The following is a 21,011-nucleotide window of genomic DNA, read 5'->3' as shown; positions in this document are numbered from 1 at the left end:
GCGAAACCGCACCGTCCATAGCGAAAACCGTCTCGCCCACAACGAAAACCGTCCTGCCCACAGCGATAACCATCACAACATTCGACACTTTTCGTCAAAATCGAGATTTTCATCGAATGTTGTGACGGTTTGGAAGCCCCGACCACCACAAAGGTGCCTGTCCCCATTGTGGTGGTTCTAAAGAATGTCTTATGCCGAGGCCTTGGCCTTTCGGCGTTTGCGAACCGCGTGGATCACGATGTCCAGCAGCAACAGCACAATGGCTACGACCACGATGAGCACGGCAAACTCGCGCTTGCCCCAGTGGCGGCCGGCCAGCGATTTTTGCTTGTCGACATCCTTCTTGCTGTACTTGGTGCGCACGCAATGCACCAGCAGGCGATGGTCGTTCACGCCGTAGGGCGTGCAGGTGACGAGCGTCACCTTGTCGGCGCCGGGCTCGATGGTCAGCGACTCCATCTCCTCGGGCAGCACCACCTCGGAGTCCACCATCTTGTAGGCGAGCGTCTTGTTCATGGTGTGCAGCAGCACCAGGTCGCCGGGCTCCAGCGAATGGATGTCGTCGAACATGCTCAAGTTGCGCATGCCCGAGTGCGCGGTGAGCACGCAATGTGTCGAGGTGCCGCCCACCGGCAGGCTCGTGCCCTCCAGGTGGCCGACGCCTGCCATAAGGACCTCCTCGCTCGTGCCGTGGTAGATAGGCATGCTCACGTCGATGGAGGGGATCTCGACCCAGCTCATCATGGGGTCGCGGTCAAAGATGAGCTGCTGAGCGTAGGGCTCGATCTGGTCGGCGGGAAGCTCGGTGGCCTCGCCCGCCAGCTGCTCGTTAAAGGAGCGAGCTTGGAGCAGGATGCGCTCGCGCTCCTCGGCAGACAGCGCGTCAACGGTGCTGGACACGGTGCTGATCTGGTTAAACACGCCCGAGGCTTCGAGCCGGTCCAAGATCCACGGCCAGGTCATAAGGCCCACGCCAATAAGGATGATGACGATGGTGATGAGCCGGTCGGCCCAGCGCGGCAGCCGCTTGCGACAGCGCTTGGGCTTTGGTTGAGATTTGGGCTGAGGGCTTGAGCCGCCGTTGTCCGCGGCGTTATTGCTCTTCATATGTTTGGCACCCTGCACCATCGCCAGTCACTCCTCTACAGCTCAGGTTGTCTAAACAAATAATAGCCGATTAGCAAACTCATGCACCGGACAACGCAGCTTGACAGCATTGCACAGCGCAAGTATGGGCCCGCATTTGCGTTTTAAAAATGTCCCGAATCGGCGGGGCGATTCGGGATACAATAGCTACAGGAAACGACGCACCCCGCGTAAGTACTTAGGAGCGCGGGCGACCAGTTTCCGACGTTGTTAAATGCCCGGGCCTCTAACCCCGGGCATTCTTATTTGCGCTTGTTACGGCGCAAATGCCTTCTACCGTCCGCACCGCGCGTGCGCCTACGGACCTTAAACCGAACCTCATACGAGTCAAGAAACGCGATGACGAACGTGCCCACCGCCGCGAGGGCGGCGAGCGCGTTAAGGAATTTCAGCATTTGGGGACCTCCGATCGAGTCGTCGGCCGCCCGCGCACGGGATGCGTCGCAAGGCTATTTTACTGCGAGTGCATGCACCCGCAGCTGGTAAACGCAATAATTGCAAACATCTGTTCGATATTCATACGCTTGATCCATCGGGCAATGGAGCCTGGCTGCGTTGTCCAAAAAGAACGGGGCAGACTCCAGTGCGGAGTCTGCCCCGAAAAGAGAATGGCAAAGCAAGAACGTAGATGGACGAGAAAAGTGTCCGCAAGTCTCATGGCCATCACATCCTACCTGCCAAGGAGATGGGTGAGCGAGCGCTACTCCTGCTCGGACACCTCAGCCTGCTTACGGCTGCGGATGAGGTGCGTCACGCCGATGCACAGCACCGCGCCACCAGCGATCCAAGTGAACGTCACGCCGTTGAGGCCGGTCAGCGGGAGGCCGACATGCTTGGTATCGCCAACGGTGATGTTGAAGGTGCCGTCGTCGTTTGTAGCTGTGCCAGTCTTGGCTTCGAGCTTGTTGTCGCCCTTCTTGTCATTCGGCGTGCCGATGATAACCTGATTACTCGAAGCGCTTAGTACGTACTTTTCTGCGTTCGAGCTTTCACCCGAAGTTCCACTTTCACTCTTCGACTTAATCGTGAAATCGAAAGATGCGACCTTATCGTAGTTTTCGGGAGCGTCAGTCTCCTCTACCGTATAGGTTCCCGCACCGAGGCCCGTGACAGCAATGGCGCCATCGTCGCCAGTCGTGAACTTATGCGCATCATCTCCAAGAGTTCCATCGGACTGAACGTATTTCCCCATTAGGTTTGAATCCGCCGCCGCCTTCACCTTGATGGTAAATTTTGCATCCGGGAGTGCCTTCTCGGTGCCAAGGTCAACCTTATTCAGTTTAAGGCCATAGGTGTAGGTCTTGACCTCATCGGGCACCGTCATGCCGGTGTCGCTGGTCATTGGATTGTTTGAATACTCAAGTTTGACAGTGTTGGTGTTACCCGCATTGTCTCCAACGGTAGCCTCGCTGTTAATCTTTGCCTTATAGGAGACGACGATGCAGGAGCCCGCAGCAACGCGTTTCACACTCTTAAGATTTTCGCAGGTCCAAGTCGTTGTCTTAGTTCCAGTTGCAGGGTCTGCAGGTTCCGCACTTTGAGTAAAGCTGCTCGTCACATCAGTGCCATTCGCGTGGTTAATATCAGCCTGAGCGAGGTCCTTATTCGCATATAGAGTTGCTGTGAAGCCGGTCTCCAACGTCAAGCCCTTGGAGAGTTGGTCGGAGAACTTATAGAAGTACATGCCGTACGTATCGTAGTTATCGGCGACAGTGCCATAGAGGTTGTACGTAACCTCCTGCCCAACATGGGAGTCGCTGGCATCGAGCTCTTTATCGCCCCTGACACTCACGATTTTCTTATCGACGGTAGGTACGCTCTTTTTGGGAGTCACCACTTTATTAGCCACACCATCAACGACCGCATATACGGGCGAAGTGAAAACGTCCTTCGAGCTGTTATTTGAACCTTCTGCCACGCTATTGGTCAAGAAGAGCCAGTAGCCGGCGGCAAGGCCGGAAAGGGATTTATTGTCCTGATTAGTCGCCTTCCATGCACCGGAAAAAGCAGCGGTATTCAGTTTTTTCGCAATTACATTCAGAACATTGTCGCTCGCAACCTTTGTAGCTTCATCAGTTTCAGCATGTTCATTCAGCCATTCGGCAGCCTCCTGTGCGTTTTTGCTGCTGTAGCTTTTGGTGGAATCTTCTGCCTTCACGGCTTCATCAATTGCACTGACAACAACATCCCGAATTGCATCCTTATCGGCCTGGGAAGAGCCGGCCCACTGAATGTTGGTGACAGCAGAATCGCTCACATTAGCCGTAAAGATCTGGATGCCCTTATAGGTCGTAGTCTCTTGATAAGTAGGGTCATTGAAAGTTACGGTCGAACCCGCCGCACTCTCAGCAAACGCCATCGTGACGGGCGCCATGACGCCGCCGAAGCTCAGCGCTGCTGTGAGGCCGGCGGTTACCGCCAGGCGTGCGATGTTCTTGCTCATGCTCATCTTCTTTTCCTCCGTTTTCCGGTTGGTTCTCATTTGATCGATCATCATCTGTCTGTGTCTTAGCATCTGCTTCGTTACGTCTCGCCCCGCTCTCGGTGGGGCTGCCAGCTACTCTTTATGGCTGCCGCCTCCCCGCTTGACCAGGAGCGCGACCACGATGAGCGCAGCCCCAGCGACCGCTGCGGCGGCCACGGCGTACATTGCCATATCGCCAGTCGAGGGTATAAAGCCTCCGGTGAAGATGCTAGGGGGCGTGCCGGCGGGCGTGTTGATGAGCGACGCCTCCAGGCTGCCCGTCGACCCGTCCGCGCTGTCGGCGCGCAGGGGCGACTCGGCCGTAATGGTGAGCTTGGGCTTGGCGGCGGCCACCTGGTCGACGTCCAGGCCCTCGGCCTTGACCGTCACGGAGCGCGTGCCCTCGAAGGCGGTGTAGCCCTTGGGCGCCTTGAGCTCGCGGACCTCCAGCTTGCCCGAGTCCACGCCCGAGACGGTCACGCGGCCGTCCTCGCCTGTGGTGACGGTGGCCTTGCCCTCCGCATCCCACGTGCCATCGGCTGCCAGCGTGCGACCGCGGTCGTCGGTGATGCCCAGGACCGCCCCGGGCAGCGGCTTGTCGCCGTTGCTGCTGCGCTTGGTCAGCGCGAGATCCCAGGTGTAGGCAGTCGCATCGTCGCTCGGCGTGCGGGTGAACCCGGCGTCGCCGGACTGGTCGGCAAAGGGAGAGCGCGGGTAGCGCAGGTAGACCTCGTTGGGATTGCCCTTCGCGATGCCGTGGTTGCAGCCGGCGGCGAGCGGCGCATTGTACACGGCGACCACGCGGGCGCCCGCAGTGAAAGCGTCAGCCCCGCTGAGCACGGCGATCAGGTCGCCGGTGCGCACGGTGAAGGTCCCGTCCGCGGCCACCTTGGTGGTGCAAGACGCCGTGATGTCGGTCCAGCCCTGTGCGGGCTCGGTACCGGCGCGCCCGTCCTTGCCGGTCGAGACGGCATCGAAGCCGCCGTCCGCCCCGGCAGCCACGTACACGTGCATGCTCGCGGCGACCTTGGAGGGGTCGAGCCCCGCGCTCATGGTGTCGACGAACTGCACCGCGTAGGTGTCGTAGGCGGCAAGGCCCGCGGGAATCGTGGCCGAGAGGCGCCAGTACAGGTCGTCGCCGACCGTGGCGTCGGCGGCCTTCTGCCATGCGGCGGTGCTGTCCTCCAGCACGCGCTTTTGGACCTTGGGCGTCGCGGCCTTGGGCTTGACGGTGACGGCGCTGCCGCCGACCAGGGCCATGATCGGCGCGGTGCCGGCCTCGTTTTGGGAGATGGCGTCGTCTTTGGCGACGATGAGCCAGTAGCCACAGGGCAGCTCGGCCGTCGTGCCCGCGTTAAGGGCCACGGACACGGCGCCAGAGCTCTGGAGGGAACGAGCGAGCTGTGCGCTCAGCGCGCTCGTAAGGCGGGAATCGGTGTTGAGCCACTCGGCAGCTTCCTGTGCGGTGGTCTGGGAATTGGGCATGCCGGCGCTGTGCAACACAGGCAGCGCGGCGTCGCGCACGGCATCGCTTGCCCAGACAAGGTCGGTGGCGATCTTGGCGTCGTTGTCGTCATCGACGACGTTGGCGTCAAAGATCTGGTAGGCGTCGTAGCTGCGCGCCACGGTGCCTGTCACCGTGATGGATCCGGTCGCGCTCGGCGCGGCCTGCGCGGATGCGGGGAACACAACCGCGCAGGTGCCGATCAAGAGGGCGAGCAGCGCAAACAAGATCGGGAAGGAGCAAACTTTCTTATTCACGACGCTCGCCTCCCTTCGCATTCGCCTTGCGACGAATGTGCATCCAGGCCGCAGCAGCGCAAAGCGCCGCCGCGCCGGCAAGGTACGTCAGAGTGACGCCCGACATACCAGAAAGGGGCAAAGATGTGGAGTAGGTGTTGGTGAAGGTGGGGGTAGTGTCGGGAAACTCGTGGTCCTTATTATCGGTGTCTTTCCACGTACCGCCGGGGTCAACGGTTCCCTTCCTGTAGGTCACCGCACAGTCGATTCCTCCTTGGGTGTTATCCTTTGCCACAACCTTGAACCTATAGACCGACTGATCAAACTTGTAATGCGGATAGGTCGAGCTTTCGTACTTCTCGCGCACATAGTACGTGAAGGTCTTGGAACCATTGTTAAGGTCCGTGAGCTTATATGTCTTCGACTTGAAATCGACCGTGCTCGTCGCATTACCGTTTTTTTCAGTTTTGACATTCGCAGGATCAGGATTAATTGTTACCGTTTCCGGTTTGGTGAAGTTCGGGTCGTCCTCGTTCGCGAGTTCGAATGTGAACGCCTTCATCTCGCCACCATCAACCTTCTTGGTCACCTGAGGCGTCCAAGAGCCCTTGGGTTTGTATGCATTAGTAAAGGTCTTGTCGGTGTTGCCATCGGTGATCTTAATGGAGACATCGCTACCGTTGTTCGGAGTAAACGTTTTCGCCTCATTATTTTTGAGATTAGTAACCCTTACATTCGTAACTAAATAGTAGATGTAATCAATATCCAGCACCGGCCGCTTTTCGGTTGTAGTTGTAAGCTCAATCTTGTAGATGGTCTGGTCGTAGTCCACGCCAGGGACGCGATCCGCAACGTTGCCGGGGTCCTCAACGAGGTAGTAGACGTTCGTTCCAGCGGAGTGGACCCTGCCCAAATCAAAGACAAAGTTACCTTCAGCGTCGTTCGTGGCCCCATCGTCATCGCCAACTATTGAACAGCCATTGAGCTGCAATTTGCCATCATCATTATTATTAAAGCTAGGGACACCACCGCTCTCGCCCGGCTCCAAGAGTTGGAACCTGAATTTTCCCGCATCATCCGCAGTAAGCGCGCGGCCTTCCAGTGCCTTAGTGCCGTTGAGCTTCATCTTGGGATACACGTTCACCTGCGTGGTGGAGCCAGCGATTACGTCGCCGTTGGTCATGACTCCGCCTCCGTGGATGTTGGAGCGGTTGCCCGTGATGAAGAGGGACGCAGCCGCAGTAGCAGCATCCTTATCATACTGAATCGGCTCAGATTTAAGGCCAATCATGTACTTAGCTTGGGCGCCCTCGTACTTGCCGATAGACGTTGGTGTTTTGTCGATCGTGCCCGACCAATTGGCAGCTCCACCACCAAGCATCTGTCCCGTTACGGCAGCGATATACGGCAGCGATTCAGCGTTAGCACTATCGCGAATAAGAAAAAGATCCTGGTGACCGGCTTTTTTAAAGTCTTCAGTTATTTCGCCGCCTTCGTGGTTAGGGCGCCAATCCGCGTCATCGTTCTTGTCGTGGGTGCCGCCCGATCGGTTATAACCACTACCGTCAGGTTTACCGTCATAATTACCGAAAATCGCGATGCCATTGGTATCGGTAATGGCAGTCTTACCAGTCGGGCAAGCGGCAAACCCGCCGCCAAAGCCACTGGCATGATTGTTGGTAATCAGCGCGTTATATATATTGAGGCTCGCCGGCTGAACGTTGTTGTCGCTGCTGCCCTGGACGAATACGCCACCGCCGCCCCAGTCGTTGGTGGTATTGGTCGTATTGTTAGTGATGTAGGCTTTCTTGCCGCTCACATTAAATTCGCCAACTGTAGGCGCAGCGATACGGATGCCGCCACCCTCTGAGTTTTGCGCCACATTGCTGGCGATGATTCCACCATAAAACGCAAACCCGGAAAGAGGTTTATTCCAAGCGCCAGCATAAACGCCGCCGCCAGCCTCGGCAGAGCAGTTGCCCGTGATGTAGCCGCCGCTAATAACCAGACCGCCTTTTTTCTGTCCCTGATTGTGGCTAAAGGCAGCAATGCCGCCACCACCGTGACAACCGTTACCTTTGTGTCCTTCATCGGTATAGAACTGATATTTGTTGTTAGTAATGTAACCATTCGTAATGGTCACCATAGAGTCCTCAGCACAAATTCCCGCGCCATAACCGACTTCATTATCATTTGTACCGTTACCGGAGATAATACCGCCAACCATGTTTACCGTAGAATTCAGGGCATAAACGCCGCCGCCACTGGGGGCATAGTTACCAGCGATTACGCCGTCAGAGATGTCAAGAGTTGAGTTCTCGACAGAAATACCCGCACCAGCGGCGCCCTCCGGACAATATCCGCCGCAGACATACCCGCCGTCCACGCTGATGGCCGAACTGCCCGCTGCGTACACCAAATTTTTGACACAGTTGTTTTTATCCTGCGTAATCATGCCGCTCTCAAGATTGAGGTGGCCACCGCTATTGATTACGATGAGCCTCAAGTCCTTTGAGCCTGAGCACGCCACGATGGCACCCTTGACATGAGCCTTATACGCCTTAAGAGTCTCGGTTGTACGGGTTCCGTTTGCGACCGATTCGGTTACGTAGTAGGTAAGGCCAGTCGGAATGCCATTGGAAGTATCGTATTCCATTAAAGCGAGATTGCCGCATTTATTTGTTTGAGAAGTCGTAGTCTCTGTCGCGGCAACTTGCTGACCGTCCTTGACAGTCAACGTTGCGCCGCCGGTTATGTTGAATAGGGGCTGGCTCTGACTTGTATACTTAATTTTGCAGCCATTTAAATCCAGCGTGATATTGCTGCCGTCCTTGTTAAGCGCGATTGTCTCGCCGGTCTCGACATCATTCATAAGCTTGAAGCTAGCAACACCGCTTGCATTTGCCAGTTTTTTCAAGTCGTCAGCTGTTCGTATTTCAGTGGATGCCGTTTTAGTCTGCCCGCCTTCCGCAGCCAGCATTACGGCATTGCCATCCGACAACTCGCCATCTTCGGCCTGCAGCTTACCTTCAGGCTGACCCTGCTCAACACCATTTGAAGGGTCGGCTTCGTCGCCCTCGGTCTCGTCACTATTCTGGTTTTCGGTATCCCCGTTGTTGGTGTTTTCTACATCAGTAGACTCAGTTGAGGAACCCCCCATCACAGTTTCCTCGGTAGGAGCTGCCTGGGCATCGTTGGCAATGGCCTGCGAGATCGGGGGCATGACGAGCGACAGTACCAGGCTCAAAACGGAGGCTCCGCACAAAACGCCTGCCAGTACACGGCGCGTCGCTTTTTTACTCTGCTTAGATTTGTCTGAATTCGCTTTCATCGATGTCTCCTCCCCAAGAGACCGCGATCTTGCTCTTTCACCATCAAACTTGGGCGCGCAACCTATAATTGCTCGCGCTCGATATGCATATTATTATTCTTTATTTAAACAACGCAAGCCTAACAATGTCAATTTTACTTCGCGTTGCCTTAACTTCTTAACAATTATTCAAACTATGCATTGTTTTTCGAGGGTTAAATTTCGGAAAGATGCTGGTAAACTCGTTAGCAAATCTAGATAAATGACACTTTATCATTGTTTGTACAACATTTTGTTTTAACCCGCTCAATCTGTGAACGGTCAAAATTGCGCCGTGAATGGCAGTATATCTACCTGCAAATATTAGTTTTGAGCTAATTGGTCAATTACTACACAACCAGTGTGTGCCGACATGTTCATACATCGACACTTGAATGACATCGCATGTTACCGGCTGCAAATCTCCTCGCTACAAAAAAGCGTTCCAACAATCGACTGTTGGAACGCTTGGAAAACCACCACAAAGGCGCTCTGCCCTCTTTGTGGCTGCCCCCAGGCGCTACAGAAGATGTTCCTCGATAAAGACCGCAATGCCGTCATTGTCGTTGCTGGCGGTTACAAAATCGGCGGCGGCGCGGGTGGCGGCGCTGCCGTTTGCCATGGCAACGCCCACGCCGGCGTCGGCCACCATGCAGGTGTCGTTATCGGCATCGCCAAACACGCAGATGTTCTGGAGCTCCATGTCGTTGAGCTCCGCCACGCGCACAAGGCCGCGAGTCTTGGACACGCGCGGATCCATGAATTCGTAGAGCCGCTGCGTGGTTTGCAGAGCTGCCGCCTTAACAGTGTCATCGGCAAACGTCGACGCCCGCTCAATCACCCGCGGCATTACCTCGGGTGCCATGGTAAACATCACCTTGGGCTGCGGCCCGCGCAAGAACTCGGCAAAATCGACCACCTGGTAGGGCACGCCGTCGACGCGCGACAGGTGCTCGACGCACGCATTGCTCTCGGGCACGTAGAACACGCCGTCTCGGGGGCAGACGGGCGTTGCCGGAAGGTCCGCCATGTGCTTGCAGATGCGCGCGATGGTCTCGCCCGGCAGCGGATAGCTCAGCTCGTTGATGTCGTGCGCACGGTCGATGACCTCGGCGCCACCGCAACCCACGAGCACGTCCACCAGGCCTTCGATGCCCCAGAGCTCGTACATGGCCTCGGTCGCGTGGGCGTCGCGCCCGGTGCACAGGCCAAAGAGCACACCGCGCTCGCGCAGGGCGCGGATCGCCGCCACGGTGCGCGGGGACACCGTGTGCTGGCTCGTGAGCAGTGTGCCGTCGATATCGCAGAACACGGCTTTGATGTGGCTGAAGGTAGTGTCCATGGGGGCCTTTCTGGGTTGTGCGGCGGTGTGGGGTATATTCGCAAACGGCGTACATGGTATACCAAGGCGCAGGCGCGGCCCGTTAAAGCAAAAACCACCACAAAGGTGCCTGGCTCCTTTGTGGTGGAAATGACGTTTGCGGGCCAAACCATCACAACATTCGATGTTTTTCGGCAAAATCGCGATTTTCATCGAATGTTGTGATGGTTTTACTGCCTTGCGGCACGATCAAAATGCCTGCGACCAAACAGCAGCAACGCCGCAGGGACCGCCGTCACGACCATGCCTGCCCCCACGAGTGTCCGTTGTACGCCAAATGTTGCCGCCAGCCACGGGGCAATCGCCAGAGGGGCCACACCAGCGAACATATTGCCAAAGCCCATGACCGAATTGACGCGACCAAGCTGCTCGAGCGGAGCCGTCGTCTGCACAATGGTGTTGTGGAGCGGGTTGACGACACCCCAAGCTATGCCCAGTGCAATCTGGCCGACAAGGGCCACGCCCACGTACGGTGTCCCCACATAGAGCAGACTTCCCAGGCCCACGGACATAAGCGCCACGAGCAGCGTTTTAAGGTTGACCAGGTGCGGCGGCAAGCGGAGCGCGAGCACGGCACCCAGCACCGCGCCGACACCGCAGGCAGACGAGAGCCAGCCCATCCACTCAACGCCAACGTGCAGAACATCGCGATAGAAAAACGACTCGAGCGGATCGAAGGCACCGTAGCCAAAGTTCGAGAGGAAGATGATGCAAAACAGCAGGGCGAGAACGCTGTTGGTGAAGACTGTCTTGATGCTGGCTGCGAAGGTGGCACGGGAGGATGCGCTGGGGTTGGAGCTTTGTCCCGCACGCTCCCCTTCCTCTGCCGAATCGGCATCCGCATGCCCGGCGACATGGCTGGTCTGCGGCCTAAAGCCCCAACCGGCGACGAGCGCCAGCACGGTAAAGAGCATCATGAGCACAAACACCGCGCGCGACGACGCAGCCGCCGCGACAAAGCCGCCCAGCGTGGGGCCAACGATGATACTCACGTTTGAAAACATGGCGATGGCGGAGTTGATGTCTTTGAGCTCGACAGGATCGTCGGTGAGGTAGGCCGGATAGGACGTGGCGATGGGCTGGGCGAATCCCATCACAAAGCCCAGAAACACCGCGCCGAGCAGGACGATGCCGGTCGCGCTACCAAAAGCGATGATCGCCGTGCCAGTTGCGAGTGTGCCGACGATGCTCAGCAAGAAATGGCGGCGCGGACCCCATGCGTCGAGCGCCGCTCCACCCGCAAAGGATCCCAGGATCACGAAAACGTTCATGAACAGGACGGCCAGCGATGTCGCGACGACCGAAGCGTCGTCCGCATAGGTGAGCGTTCCGATGACGCCGATAAAATAACTGGTCTGAAACCCGGTGTAGACGAGAAAGCGCATCGCCACCAGGCGCTTGGCCTGCACGGACAGCGATGATTGAGGCTTTGAAAAAAGAGAGGCGAGCATGGAGACTCCTTGTTTCATACGAATACGGGCGGTGGGCATTCGCCACCGTCTATCAAATCAATCAGTCCGCATGAAACATTAAGGACGCATCAGGACCCTTCTCTCCTTTTTTCGCCCGTCATGAACTACTTGGTAGATTGTAAGGCATGTCCCACACATCTACCAAAGCAAAAACCACCACAAAGGTGCCTGGCCCCTTTGTGGTGGAAATGACGTTTGCCCAGATAAAACCTGCCAAAATAAACCTGTCCCTTTTTGGCAGGTTCTAGGCCAGATAATCTTGGATAAGGTCGCAGATGGCTCGGGCGTCGTTGATGTTGATGGCTCGGGTCGCGAAGCCGGCGTCGAAGGCCTGACGCGCCAGGGCCTCATTGCAGGCAAGGGCCAGCGTGTGGCCATCGACCAGGTCGAGTGAGCTCTTGCCGCGCAAACGGTCGACACCGGAGCGCGCGACCACGATGTTGTCGAAGCCCTCGGTCTTGTAGCCCTCGATGATCACCACGTCGACATCGTTGTAGCGCGACAGCAGCTCGCGCGCGGGCATCTCGTCCTCCTCGCGCGTGTCGGCGTACTCCGCCCAGCGCGTGGCGCAGATGAGGCCCACGTGTTTGGATCCGGCTTGGTGATGGCGCCAGGTATCCTTAGCGGGCACGTCGATATCAAAGCCGTGGTGCCCGTGATGCTTGAGTGAACCCACGCGCAGGCCGCGGCGGGTGAGCTCGGCGATAACCTTCTCGACGAGCGTGGTCTTGCCCGAGTTCTGGTAGCCGATAAACGCGATCGCGGGAACGGCCGGAGTGGGAGCTGCGGGCGCGACGGCGACGGGTGCGCTTGCGGGTGCGGCACCGTCAGCGGCCACAGCCTCAACAGCAGCGGCTTGACGCTCTGCACGATCCCACACGCCCGAGCGACCGCCCTCCTTGTGCAGCAGGCGCACGTCGACGATCTCCATGCCGCGATCGACGGCCTTGCACATGTCATAGATCGTAAGGCACGCGGCACTCGCGCCGGTCAGCGCCTCCATCTCAATACCCGTCTTGCCCGTCACGCCCGCCGTGACCAGCACGTGAAAGCCAACCTGCCCGTCCGCGCGCGCCGGCGCCCAGCCCTCGGGCACGTCATCGGCCGGCGTCCCCGCCGCAGCGATGGGCGCAATGTCGCACTTGCTCTTAGTAATGAGCAGCGGATGGCACATGGGAATGATGTCGCTCGTGCGTTTGATGGCCATAATGCCCGCCACGCGCGCGCAGGCAAGCACGTCGCCCTTTTTGGCGCGGTCCTGCAGCACCATGGCCTGCGTCTCGGGATGCATGAGGATGGTGCCCTCGGCGATGGCAATGCGATGGGTCTCGGCCTTGTCGGACACGTCGACCATGCGCACTTCGCCCTTGGCGTCCACGTGCGTCAGCTCGTCGCGACGGGCGTCACGGGCGGGATCGGCAACAGCGCTGGCAGACGGCTGCGCGGACGCGTCGGCGTTACCAGCATTCGCCGCAGCCGTGACTTTGTGGGCAGACATCGCGGCCCTGCGAGCGGCCTTGGTGGCATCGGCGTACCTGCTCTTGGCCATATGATCATCCTCCGATTTGGGACATAAATCGTTGCGTGCCCTCAATTATCGCGTGTTCCTGCGGTTTGTGGGCCACGGCATCGCGCCAAATCGAAAGCACCTGCATATCATCACCACGGCGCAGCGCCTCACGCACCGAATACTCGGCATCGCTGAACAGGCACGGACGCACGTTGCCATCGGCCGTCAGGCGCAGACGGTTGCAATTCGCACAAAAATGGTTGGACATGGCGCTAATAAAGCCAACCGTTCCCGCCGCGCCCGGAAAGTGCCAGTACCGCGCAGGACCCGCGCCGGCAGGAGCGTCGTTGATGTCGAGCGGCTCGAGCTCGCCCAGTCCCGCCGCGGCGGCCCCGGCATTGATGCGCGTCCGCAGCTCGTCGCTCGGCACGGTGTCGCTCGCATCCCACAACTCGGGATTGAGCGCGGGCGCATGCGGGTCCACAGCGCAATGCGAGCTCGTGTGTTCGTCGCCAATGGGCATGTATTCGATAAAGCGCAGGTGGATGGGACGGTCGAGCGTGAGCCGCGCGAGGGCCGCCACATCCTGGTTGAGCCGGCGCACAACAACACAGTTGACCTTAACCGGCTCAAAGCCCCAAGCCAGCGCCGCGTCGATGCCAGCCATGGTCTGCTCGAGCCGACCCAGGCGCGTGATCTTTCCAAACAGCGTAGGGTCGAGCGTATCGAGCGAGATGTTGACGCGGTTAAGCCCGGCATCTTTGAGCTGCGGTGCCAGCTTAGGCAGCAGAGCGCCGTTGGTGGTGAGCGAGATGTCCTCGATCTGCGGAATCGCGCGGATGTCGCGAATGAGCGGGATGATACGGCGGCTGACCAGCGGCTCGCCACCCGTCAGGCGCACGCGGCGAATGCCCTCCCCCGCCACCAAGCGCACAAAGCGGGCGATTTCCTCGGCGCTGAGCAGCTCGTCGTGCGCGCGGGGCGCCACGCCATCGGCCGGCATGCAGTAAATGCAGCGGAAATTGCACTTGTCGGTAACGGCAATGCGCAGGTAGTTGATATCGCGGCCAAAGCCGTCATGTTGCACGTGCCCGTCCACGCAGCCTCCCCTCACGCGGCGTTTTATTCTTCGGAAAACATAATACCCCACGAGAGAATCATGCCGACACCCGTACGACAGGACAGGTCACTTCGAGCAAGACCGGCTTCCCAAGCCCATCCTTGGCATACAATCCATCACAACATTCGATGCTTTTCCCGTTTTTGGCAAAAAACGTCGAATGTTGTGATGGTCTACCTGCCCGCAGCGCCCCGTAGAAGGACCAAAGCGCCCCTAAAGACCGCCGTCCCAGTGCCGAATCACGAATTCTCGCAGGTCGTTCTGACGTTTCTGGAACGCTTCGCTTCGGTCGCACTTAAGGCCCATAGCGAGCGCGATGGCGTTCATCGCCCGGTGCAATTGCAGCTGATGGGCAAACTGAGTCCCGGTGAGGACGATCATCCTAAAGCCCAGCGCGCTCAGCACGGTCATACGCTCCGCGTCCGACGCGCTGCGCTGTTTATCAAGATGGTCCGAGCCGTTGTATTCAATTCCAGTACCGCTCGCAGGCGCATATACGTCGATCTCGAAATACCCGGCCTTTGCGAGATACTTGAACTCGTTGGGAACATCGACCCTATGGTTGAGCTCGATCTTGACGTATCCCAGCCCGCCCTGGGAACGTTTTGCTACGACCATGATTGCGGTGGCCGTCTCCATGGGCGACCGCGCGCCATCGTGCACGCGCTTGATCACGGCGGCCGCGCGTATGGCCCCCTGACGAGATCGGTTCACATTGCAATAGGCAATCAAATCGGCAACGGTATACCTCTGCCCCATCTCGATATAATCGCCTGTCGACAAATGATTCAAATGGTATCGGGCACAGATTTCGTAGCCATATTCCAGCTGCTCGGGCTCACTCATCCACGAACCCGCTTGGACAAAACACATGGCCTCATCAACCACCAGAAGGCCCTCCGCCACCTCGATAAGATGGCCTGGAGGCACCGGCGCCCCAAACACGTGGCACCTAAATCCAGCCGGCGTCGAGCGCTCAAAATCAAAGTTGACGAGTGTGTCGATATAATCGAGCTCTTCTCGTGGAATACCAAGCGAAACCAGATAGTCGGCAACGATCCCAACTGCCGTTGAAGCCCTCAGCCCCTTGGCATCGAGTCCCAATTTGGGCAGGCTCGCGGTCAGCTCCGCCTCGCCAGCAAGCGAGTCCTCATCGTATAGGCTGCTTGCTCGCGAGAGCGGCTCGGACGGGCGCGCCACGTTGTGGTACAGCCAGGCAGTCTTATGGGACAGGACGATCGGCAGGTCCATGAGCCCTCCAATGGAGTCGGATAACCAACCTTATTCCCCTGCCCACGGGTCCGCACACCTTCGTGCGCAAGAAAGCGATTCCGCCCGATCGAGCGGCAGAAAAACCATCACAACATTCGATGCTTTTCCCAATTTTGGCAAAAAACGTCGAATGTTGTGATGGTTCGAGGCGAGGCGAGGGGCACGGAGGGGTCAAAGCATCGTGCTCGAACGGGTTAATCCAACTCTTTTAAGCCATGTGCCAGCTGCCAGTACTCGCCGTGTTGGGCGAGCAGCTCTTCGTGCGTGCCGCGCTCGATGATGCGGCCGTGTTCAAGGACCATGATGGCGTCGGCGTCGCGGACGGTGGACAGGCGGTGCGCGATCATAAACGTAGTGCGTCCGCGCATGATGCGGTCCATACCGCGCTCGATAAGCTTTTCGGTGCGCGTGTCGATGCTCGAAGTGGCCTCGTCCAGGATGAGCACCGGTGGGTCGGCGACGGCCACGCGCGCAATGGCGAGCAGCTGGCGCTGGCCCTGCGACAGGTTGGCGCCGTCGGCCGTGACCGGCGTGTCGTAGCCTCTAGGCAGGCGGCGGATAAACGAATCCGCGCAGGCGGCCTCGGCAGCGGCGCGCACTTCCTCGTCGGTCGCGTCGAGCTTGCCAAAGCGGATGTTCTGCGCAATGGTGCCGCTAAACAGGTGCGTGTCCTGCAGCACAATGCCGAGCGATCCGCGCAGGCTGGCCTTGGCAATGTGCTTGACGTCGATGCCGTCGTACGTGATCTCGCCGTCATCGACCTCGTAGAAGCGGTTGATGAGGTTGGTGATGGTCGTCTTTCCGGCGCCCGTCGAGCCCACAAACGCGATCTTTTGCCCCGGCTTGGCAAACAGGTTGAGGTCCGTGAGCACACGGGTGCCCGGCACGTAGGAAAAGTCCACGGCATGGAAGCGCACGTCGCCGGCAAGCGGGACCAAGCCGCAAACAAGCTCGGTACCGTCGGCAGCCACCGCACGGCCCGACTCATCAACGGCTGCCACGTCATGCAGGTGCCCGTACGCGCCCACGCCCTGGCCCTCGGGAATCTTCCACGCCCACGCGGCGTCGCCCGTCTGCACCAGCTCCACGCAGCCCTCGTCAACCTCGGGCTTAAGGTCCATGGCGGCAAACAGGCGCTCGGCGCCGGCCAACGCGTTGAGCAAAAAGTTGCCCAGCTGCGTAAACTGGTTGATGGGCATGGCGGCCTGGCGTACAAAGACCAGGTAGCTTGCAAGCGCGCCTACGTCGGCGAGCCCCTTGATGCAGAGTATGCCACCCGCCACGGCAACGATGGCGTAGTTGGCATAGCCGATCACCACGGTCATGGGAACCATCGAGTTGGCGTAGGCCTGCGCGGCACCACCGGTGCGGCGCAGCTCTTGGTTGCGCACGTCAAAACCGGCCACGTTGGCCTGCTCGTGATTAAAGACCTTGATGACCTTTTGGCCCGAGACCATCTCCTCGACGTATCCGTCCAAATCGCCCAGCGACGCCTGCTGAGCGGCAAAAAAGCGCTTGGAACGCATGCCCGAGTAGCGCGCGTACAGCACAATGGCCGCGTCGCACACGAGCGTGATAATCGTGAGCTGCCAGTTGAGAATGATGAGCATAGCCGTGGTACCGACCATCTGGATGCTCGCCTGAATCACGTTGGCAAAACTGTTGTTGAGCGCCTCGGAGACGGTGTCGACGTCGTTGGTGAAAAAGCTCATGATGTCGCCCGAGCGCGTGCTGTCGAAGTAGCTCAGCGGCAGCATCTGGATGTGCGCAAACAGGTCGCGGCGAATATCGGACACCACGCGTTGGGCCGCGCGCACCATGATCTGTGAGTAGCCCAGGGCCGAGAGCACGCCCGCGGCGTAGATGGCAGCGGTAAAGATGACCTGTCTGGCGAGCAGTTCCTCACCGCCCGTGGCCAAACCGTTGACGATAGGGCACACCATGTAGGTGCCGGTGAGGCTCGCGATGGCGGCGACGGAGGCGAGCACGCCCACTGCGAGCAGCGAGAACTTGGCGTGTCCCATGTAGGAGAGCAGGCGGCGAAGCGTCTGCGTCAGATTGGTGGGACGGGCCTGAGCGGATGTCTTAGGCATGGCGCTCACCCCCTTCCAAGGTCAATCCGCTGGGGACGGAGGAAAACGGATCATTCGCGCAGCCATCGTCGCGGCCGTCACCGGCGTCCGCATCCCCCGCAAACTCCATCTGCGAGGCATAAATCTCCTGATAAATGGCGTCGCCCGCCAGCAGATCCTCATGCGTGCCCACGCCGTGGACACGTCCGTCGTCCAGCACAATAATGCGATCGGCATCCATGACGCTCGCGATGCGCTGCGCAATGACAATCACGGTTGTATCGGGAATCTGCGCGATATGCTCGCGGATCTTGGCGTCGGTCGCCATATCGACCGCGCTGGTCGAATCGTCAAAGATGAGCACACGCGGATGCTTGAGCAACGTACGCGCGATGCACAGACGCTGTTTTTGTCCGCCCGAGACGCCGGCACCGCCCTGGCCCAGATAGCCGTCGAGTCCGCCGATGCGATCTAGGAACTCGTCCACGCATGCCGCCCGGCAGGCACGCAGCAGCTCCTCGTCGGTGGCATCGGGCGCGCCCCACTGCAGGTTCTCGCGCACGGTACCCGTAAACAGCACGTTCTTTTGTAGCACGATGCCCACGGCGTCGCGCAAGGCGGCCAGGTCGTAATCGCGCACATCGCGCCCGCCCACGAGCACGGCGCCTTCGGTGGCGTCGTACAGGCGCGCGATCAGCTGCACAAGCGAGCTCTTGCCCGAGCCCGTGCCGCCGAGGATGCCCACCGTCGAGCCGCTCTCGATGCGAAGGTCGATATGTTCGAGCACATCCTCGGCTGCATCCTCGCGGTACTTAAACGACACGTCGCGAAACTCGATGCTTCCGTCGGCCACCCCATGCACGGCAGTGGCAGCGTCGGGCGCCTGGATAAGCGAACGCTCGTCGAGCACCCGCGAGATGCGCTCCACGCTGGCAAGTGCGCGCGTGAGCAGCAAAAACACGTTGGAAATCATCATGAGCGAGTTCATGATCAGCAGCACATAGCTCATGAAGCCCGTGAGCGAGCCCACGCCGAGCTCGCCGGCAAGAATCATGCGACCGCCGATCCACAGAATGGAAAGCGCCGCCACGTACATCGACAGCTGAAACACCGGCAAGTTGAGCACAGCGTTGCCAAAGGTCTTCGTCGCGGTGCGCGCAAGCTCGGTATTGACGGCATCGAACTTGGCCTCCTCGTGCTCGGCGCGCACGTACGCCTTGACGGCGCGCACGGCGGTGAGGTCCTCCTGCACCACGCCGTTGAGATGGTCCATCGAGGTCTGCAACTGGCGGTAGAGCGGACTGACGCGATAGGTGATAACGCCCAGTACGATCGCCAACACCGGCAGGATGATCGCGAAAACGGTGGCGAGCGGACGCGACAGCACCAGCGCATAGACCAAGCCGACGATGAGCGTCACGGGGCCGCGCACCATGGGACGAAAACCGTTGCCGATGGCGTTTTGGATGACGGTGATGTCGGTGGTCATGCGAGTGACCAGCGAGCTGGCGTCGTAGTTGTCCAGATTGCCAAAAGCGAGCGTCTGGATCTTGCGATACTCGGCCTCGCGCAGGTTAGCGCCCAGCCCCGAGGCAACGCGGGCGGACGTGCGCGCATAGCCCAAGCCAAGTACCAGCGAACATGCGGCGCACACCAACATATACGTGCCCTGCAACAGCATGTAGTTGATGTCGCCCGCGGGCACGCCCACATCGATGATATTTGCCATGATGACCGGGATAAACAGCTCGAGCGCCGTCTCGGCCGTCACAAAGAGCACGCCGAGTATGGCATCGCGGCGGTATGCCCCCAGATAGGAAAACAGAATCTTGAGATTGCGCACGCAGGTTCATCCCCCATCAAACGTTGTTCGCAAACCCACGTATTATGGCGCGCCGTGCGGCGGTGTCAAGTGTTCCGAAATCGATTTCTGCAAGGTTGGCGCAGGCACCAAGCTCGCAGGACGCGCCCCTGTATTCAATTGGAAATGAACGCGAGCGTGACTTTTTCGCCCCGCTGCCAACACAAATCTTGACTCTACAATCGTTGTAGGGTTTTCACTACACTGGTACGTAAACGATCTAAGCCAGAAAGCCCCGCCCATGGAACACGACCTCACACGCGGCAACGTCCTTAAGACCATCGCGGTCTTTGCCCTGCCCTATATGCTCTCGTACTTTTTGCAGATGCTCTACGGCATGGCCGACCTGTACATGATGGGGCAGTTTAGCGGTGCCGCCGGTATCACCGCTGTGGGCAACGGCGCGCAGACGCTCTATATCATTACCGTGACGCTCGTGGGCCTGACCATGGGAACGACAGTCATCGTCGGCCACGCCGTGGGTTCGCGCCGCTTCGACCGCGCCGAAGCCGCCATCGGCAACACCATCACGCTCTTTATGGGTGTCTCGGTGGTGCTGGCCGCTGTCCTGCTCGCACTGTGTCCGCAGATTGTGGCACTCATTGGCACGCCGGCCGAAGCGGTCGAAGGAACCGCCGCCTACCTGCGTATCTGCTTTATGGGCATTCCCTTTATCGCCGCGTACAACATCCTCTCGGCCATCTTTCGCGGCCTAGGCGATTCGCGCTCGCCCATGTACGTGATTGGCGTGGCGTGCATCATCAACATCGCGCTCGACTTTCTGTTTATCGGCCACATGGGGCTCGGCCCCGTAGGCGCCGCACTCGGCACGGTTATCGCACAGACGGCGAGCGTGGCCCTCGCGCTTGTGTGGCTCAAGAGCCGCCGTACGCACATTCACCTCAAGCGCAGCGACCTGCGCCCCCAGCCCGAGGTGCTCGGCAGCATCCTTAAGATCGGCGTGCCCGTGGCCGTGCAGGACGGCTGCATCCAGGTGGCGTTTATGTTTATCACCGTCATCGCCAACCACCGCGGCCTGGTTGATGCCGCCGCCGTGGGCCTGGTCGAAAAGATGATCAGCTTTTTGTTCATTGTGCCGAGTTCCATGGGCGCTACCGTCAGCGCGCTCACGGCGCAAAACGCCGGCGCGGGCAAGGGCGACCGCGCACGTCAGGTGCTCAAGGACGCCATGACCATCTCGGTGGTGTACGGCTGCCTGATCACGGCGCTGATGTGGCTGGTGGCGCCGGCATTTATCGGCTTTTTTGCCAAGGACGCCGCGGTGGTCGCGGCCGGCACCGGCTATATGCGCAGCTACATTTTCGACGCAATCTTTGCCGGCATCCACATTTGCTTTAGCGGCTTTTTCGCTGCATACGGCAAGAGCTACATCGGCTTTGCGCACAACGTGCTGGCCGTGGCGCTCATTCGCGTGCCGGGCGCGTGGCTGCTGTCGAACGCCTATTCCAACACGCTGTTTCCCATGGGCATCGCCTCGCCGTGCGGGTCGATTCTGTCGGCAGTCATCTGTGTTGTTGCGTTTACCGTGCTCAACCGGCGCGGGGCTTTTGACAAGTTGGCAGCGTAGCGGGGCAACGCAGGCCTAGCGCCTCTCCCCTGTTTT

Annotated in this window: 12 protein-coding genes; 1 reads left to right on the top strand and 11 read right to left on the bottom strand. The window is 59.2% G+C overall.

Features of this window, described 5'->3' with window-relative positions:
• Positions 1 to 189: 189 nt before the first annotated feature.
• The 11 genes from DW899_RS03545 to DW899_RS03495 form a co-directional block, all read right to left on the bottom strand.
• A complete protein-coding gene (locus DW899_RS03545; RefSeq protein WP_158566563.1) occupies positions 190 to 1,107 on the bottom strand; it encodes a class C sortase in 918 nt (305 codons plus the stop codon).
• A 739-nt stretch (positions 1,108 to 1,846) separates the two neighbouring features.
• Positions 1,847 to 3,589, bottom strand: coding sequence for an isopeptide-forming domain-containing fimbrial protein (locus tag DW899_RS03540; protein ID WP_158566562.1), 1,743 nt, complete (start codon positions 3,587 to 3,589; stop codon positions 1,847 to 1,849).
• Positions 3,590 to 3,703: 114 nt separating this feature from the next.
• Complete coding sequence (locus DW899_RS03535; protein WP_158566561.1) at positions 3,704 to 5,371, bottom strand: SpaA isopeptide-forming pilin-related protein; 1,668 nt, start codon at positions 5,369 to 5,371, stop codon at positions 3,704 to 3,706.
• A complete protein-coding gene (locus tag DW899_RS03530; protein ID WP_117800031.1) occupies positions 5,364 to 8,681 on the bottom strand; it encodes a Spy0128 family protein in 3,318 nt (1,105 codons plus the stop codon). Before DW899_RS03530 ends, DW899_RS03535 begins: the two co-directional genes overlap by 8 nt.
• Before the next feature lie 538 nt (positions 8,682 to 9,219).
• A complete protein-coding gene (locus DW899_RS03525; RefSeq protein WP_117800030.1) occupies positions 9,220 to 10,041 on the bottom strand; it encodes an HAD family hydrolase in 822 nt (273 codons plus the stop codon).
• A 209-nt stretch (positions 10,042 to 10,250) separates the two neighbouring features.
• Complete coding sequence (locus DW899_RS03520; RefSeq protein WP_158566560.1) at positions 10,251 to 11,531, bottom strand: MFS transporter; 1,281 nt, start codon at positions 11,529 to 11,531, stop codon at positions 10,251 to 10,253.
• A gap of 265 nt (positions 11,532 to 11,796) precedes the next feature.
• Positions 11,797 to 13,101, bottom strand: a complete 1,305-nt coding sequence (gene mobB, locus DW899_RS10865; RefSeq protein WP_117800028.1) for a molybdopterin-guanine dinucleotide biosynthesis protein B — start codon at positions 13,099 to 13,101, stop codon at positions 11,797 to 11,799.
• A 4-nt stretch (positions 13,102 to 13,105) separates the two neighbouring features.
• A complete protein-coding gene (moaA, locus tag DW899_RS03510) occupies positions 13,106 to 14,161 on the bottom strand; it encodes a GTP 3',8-cyclase MoaA (protein ID WP_233539887.1) in 1,056 nt (351 codons plus the stop codon).
• Between the two features lie 234 nt (positions 14,162 to 14,395).
• Positions 14,396 to 15,433 carry a hypothetical protein gene (locus tag DW899_RS03505; protein ID WP_117800027.1) on the bottom strand — a complete coding sequence of 346 codons (1,038 nt, stop codon included), beginning with the start codon at positions 15,431 to 15,433 and terminating at the stop codon, positions 14,396 to 14,398.
• Positions 15,434 to 15,648: 215 nt separating this feature from the next.
• The gene (locus tag DW899_RS03500) at positions 15,649 to 17,547 is read right to left on the bottom strand and encodes an ABC transporter ATP-binding protein (protein ID WP_117800026.1); all 1,899 of its coding nucleotides are present in this window, start codon (positions 17,545 to 17,547) and stop codon (positions 15,649 to 15,651) included.
• Complete coding sequence (locus tag DW899_RS03495; RefSeq protein ID WP_117800025.1) at positions 17,540 to 19,369, bottom strand: ABC transporter ATP-binding protein; 1,830 nt, start codon at positions 19,367 to 19,369, stop codon at positions 17,540 to 17,542. Before DW899_RS03495 ends, DW899_RS03500 begins: the two co-directional genes overlap by 8 nt.
• Positions 19,370 to 19,628: 259 nt before the next feature.
• On the opposite strand from DW899_RS03495, the gene DW899_RS03490 reads away from it, so the two are divergent.
• Positions 19,629 to 20,975, top strand: a complete 1,347-nt coding sequence (locus DW899_RS03490) for an MATE family efflux transporter (RefSeq protein WP_117800024.1) — start codon at positions 19,629 to 19,631, stop codon at positions 20,973 to 20,975.
• The last annotated feature ends 36 nt before the right edge of the window (positions 20,976 to 21,011 follow it).

This window comes from Collinsella sp. AM41-2BH (assembly GCF_003468085.1).
Classification (GTDB): Bacteria; Actinomycetota; Coriobacteriia; order Coriobacteriales; family Coriobacteriaceae; genus Collinsella.
This window is presented reverse-complemented; position numbering and strand designations above follow the sequence as displayed.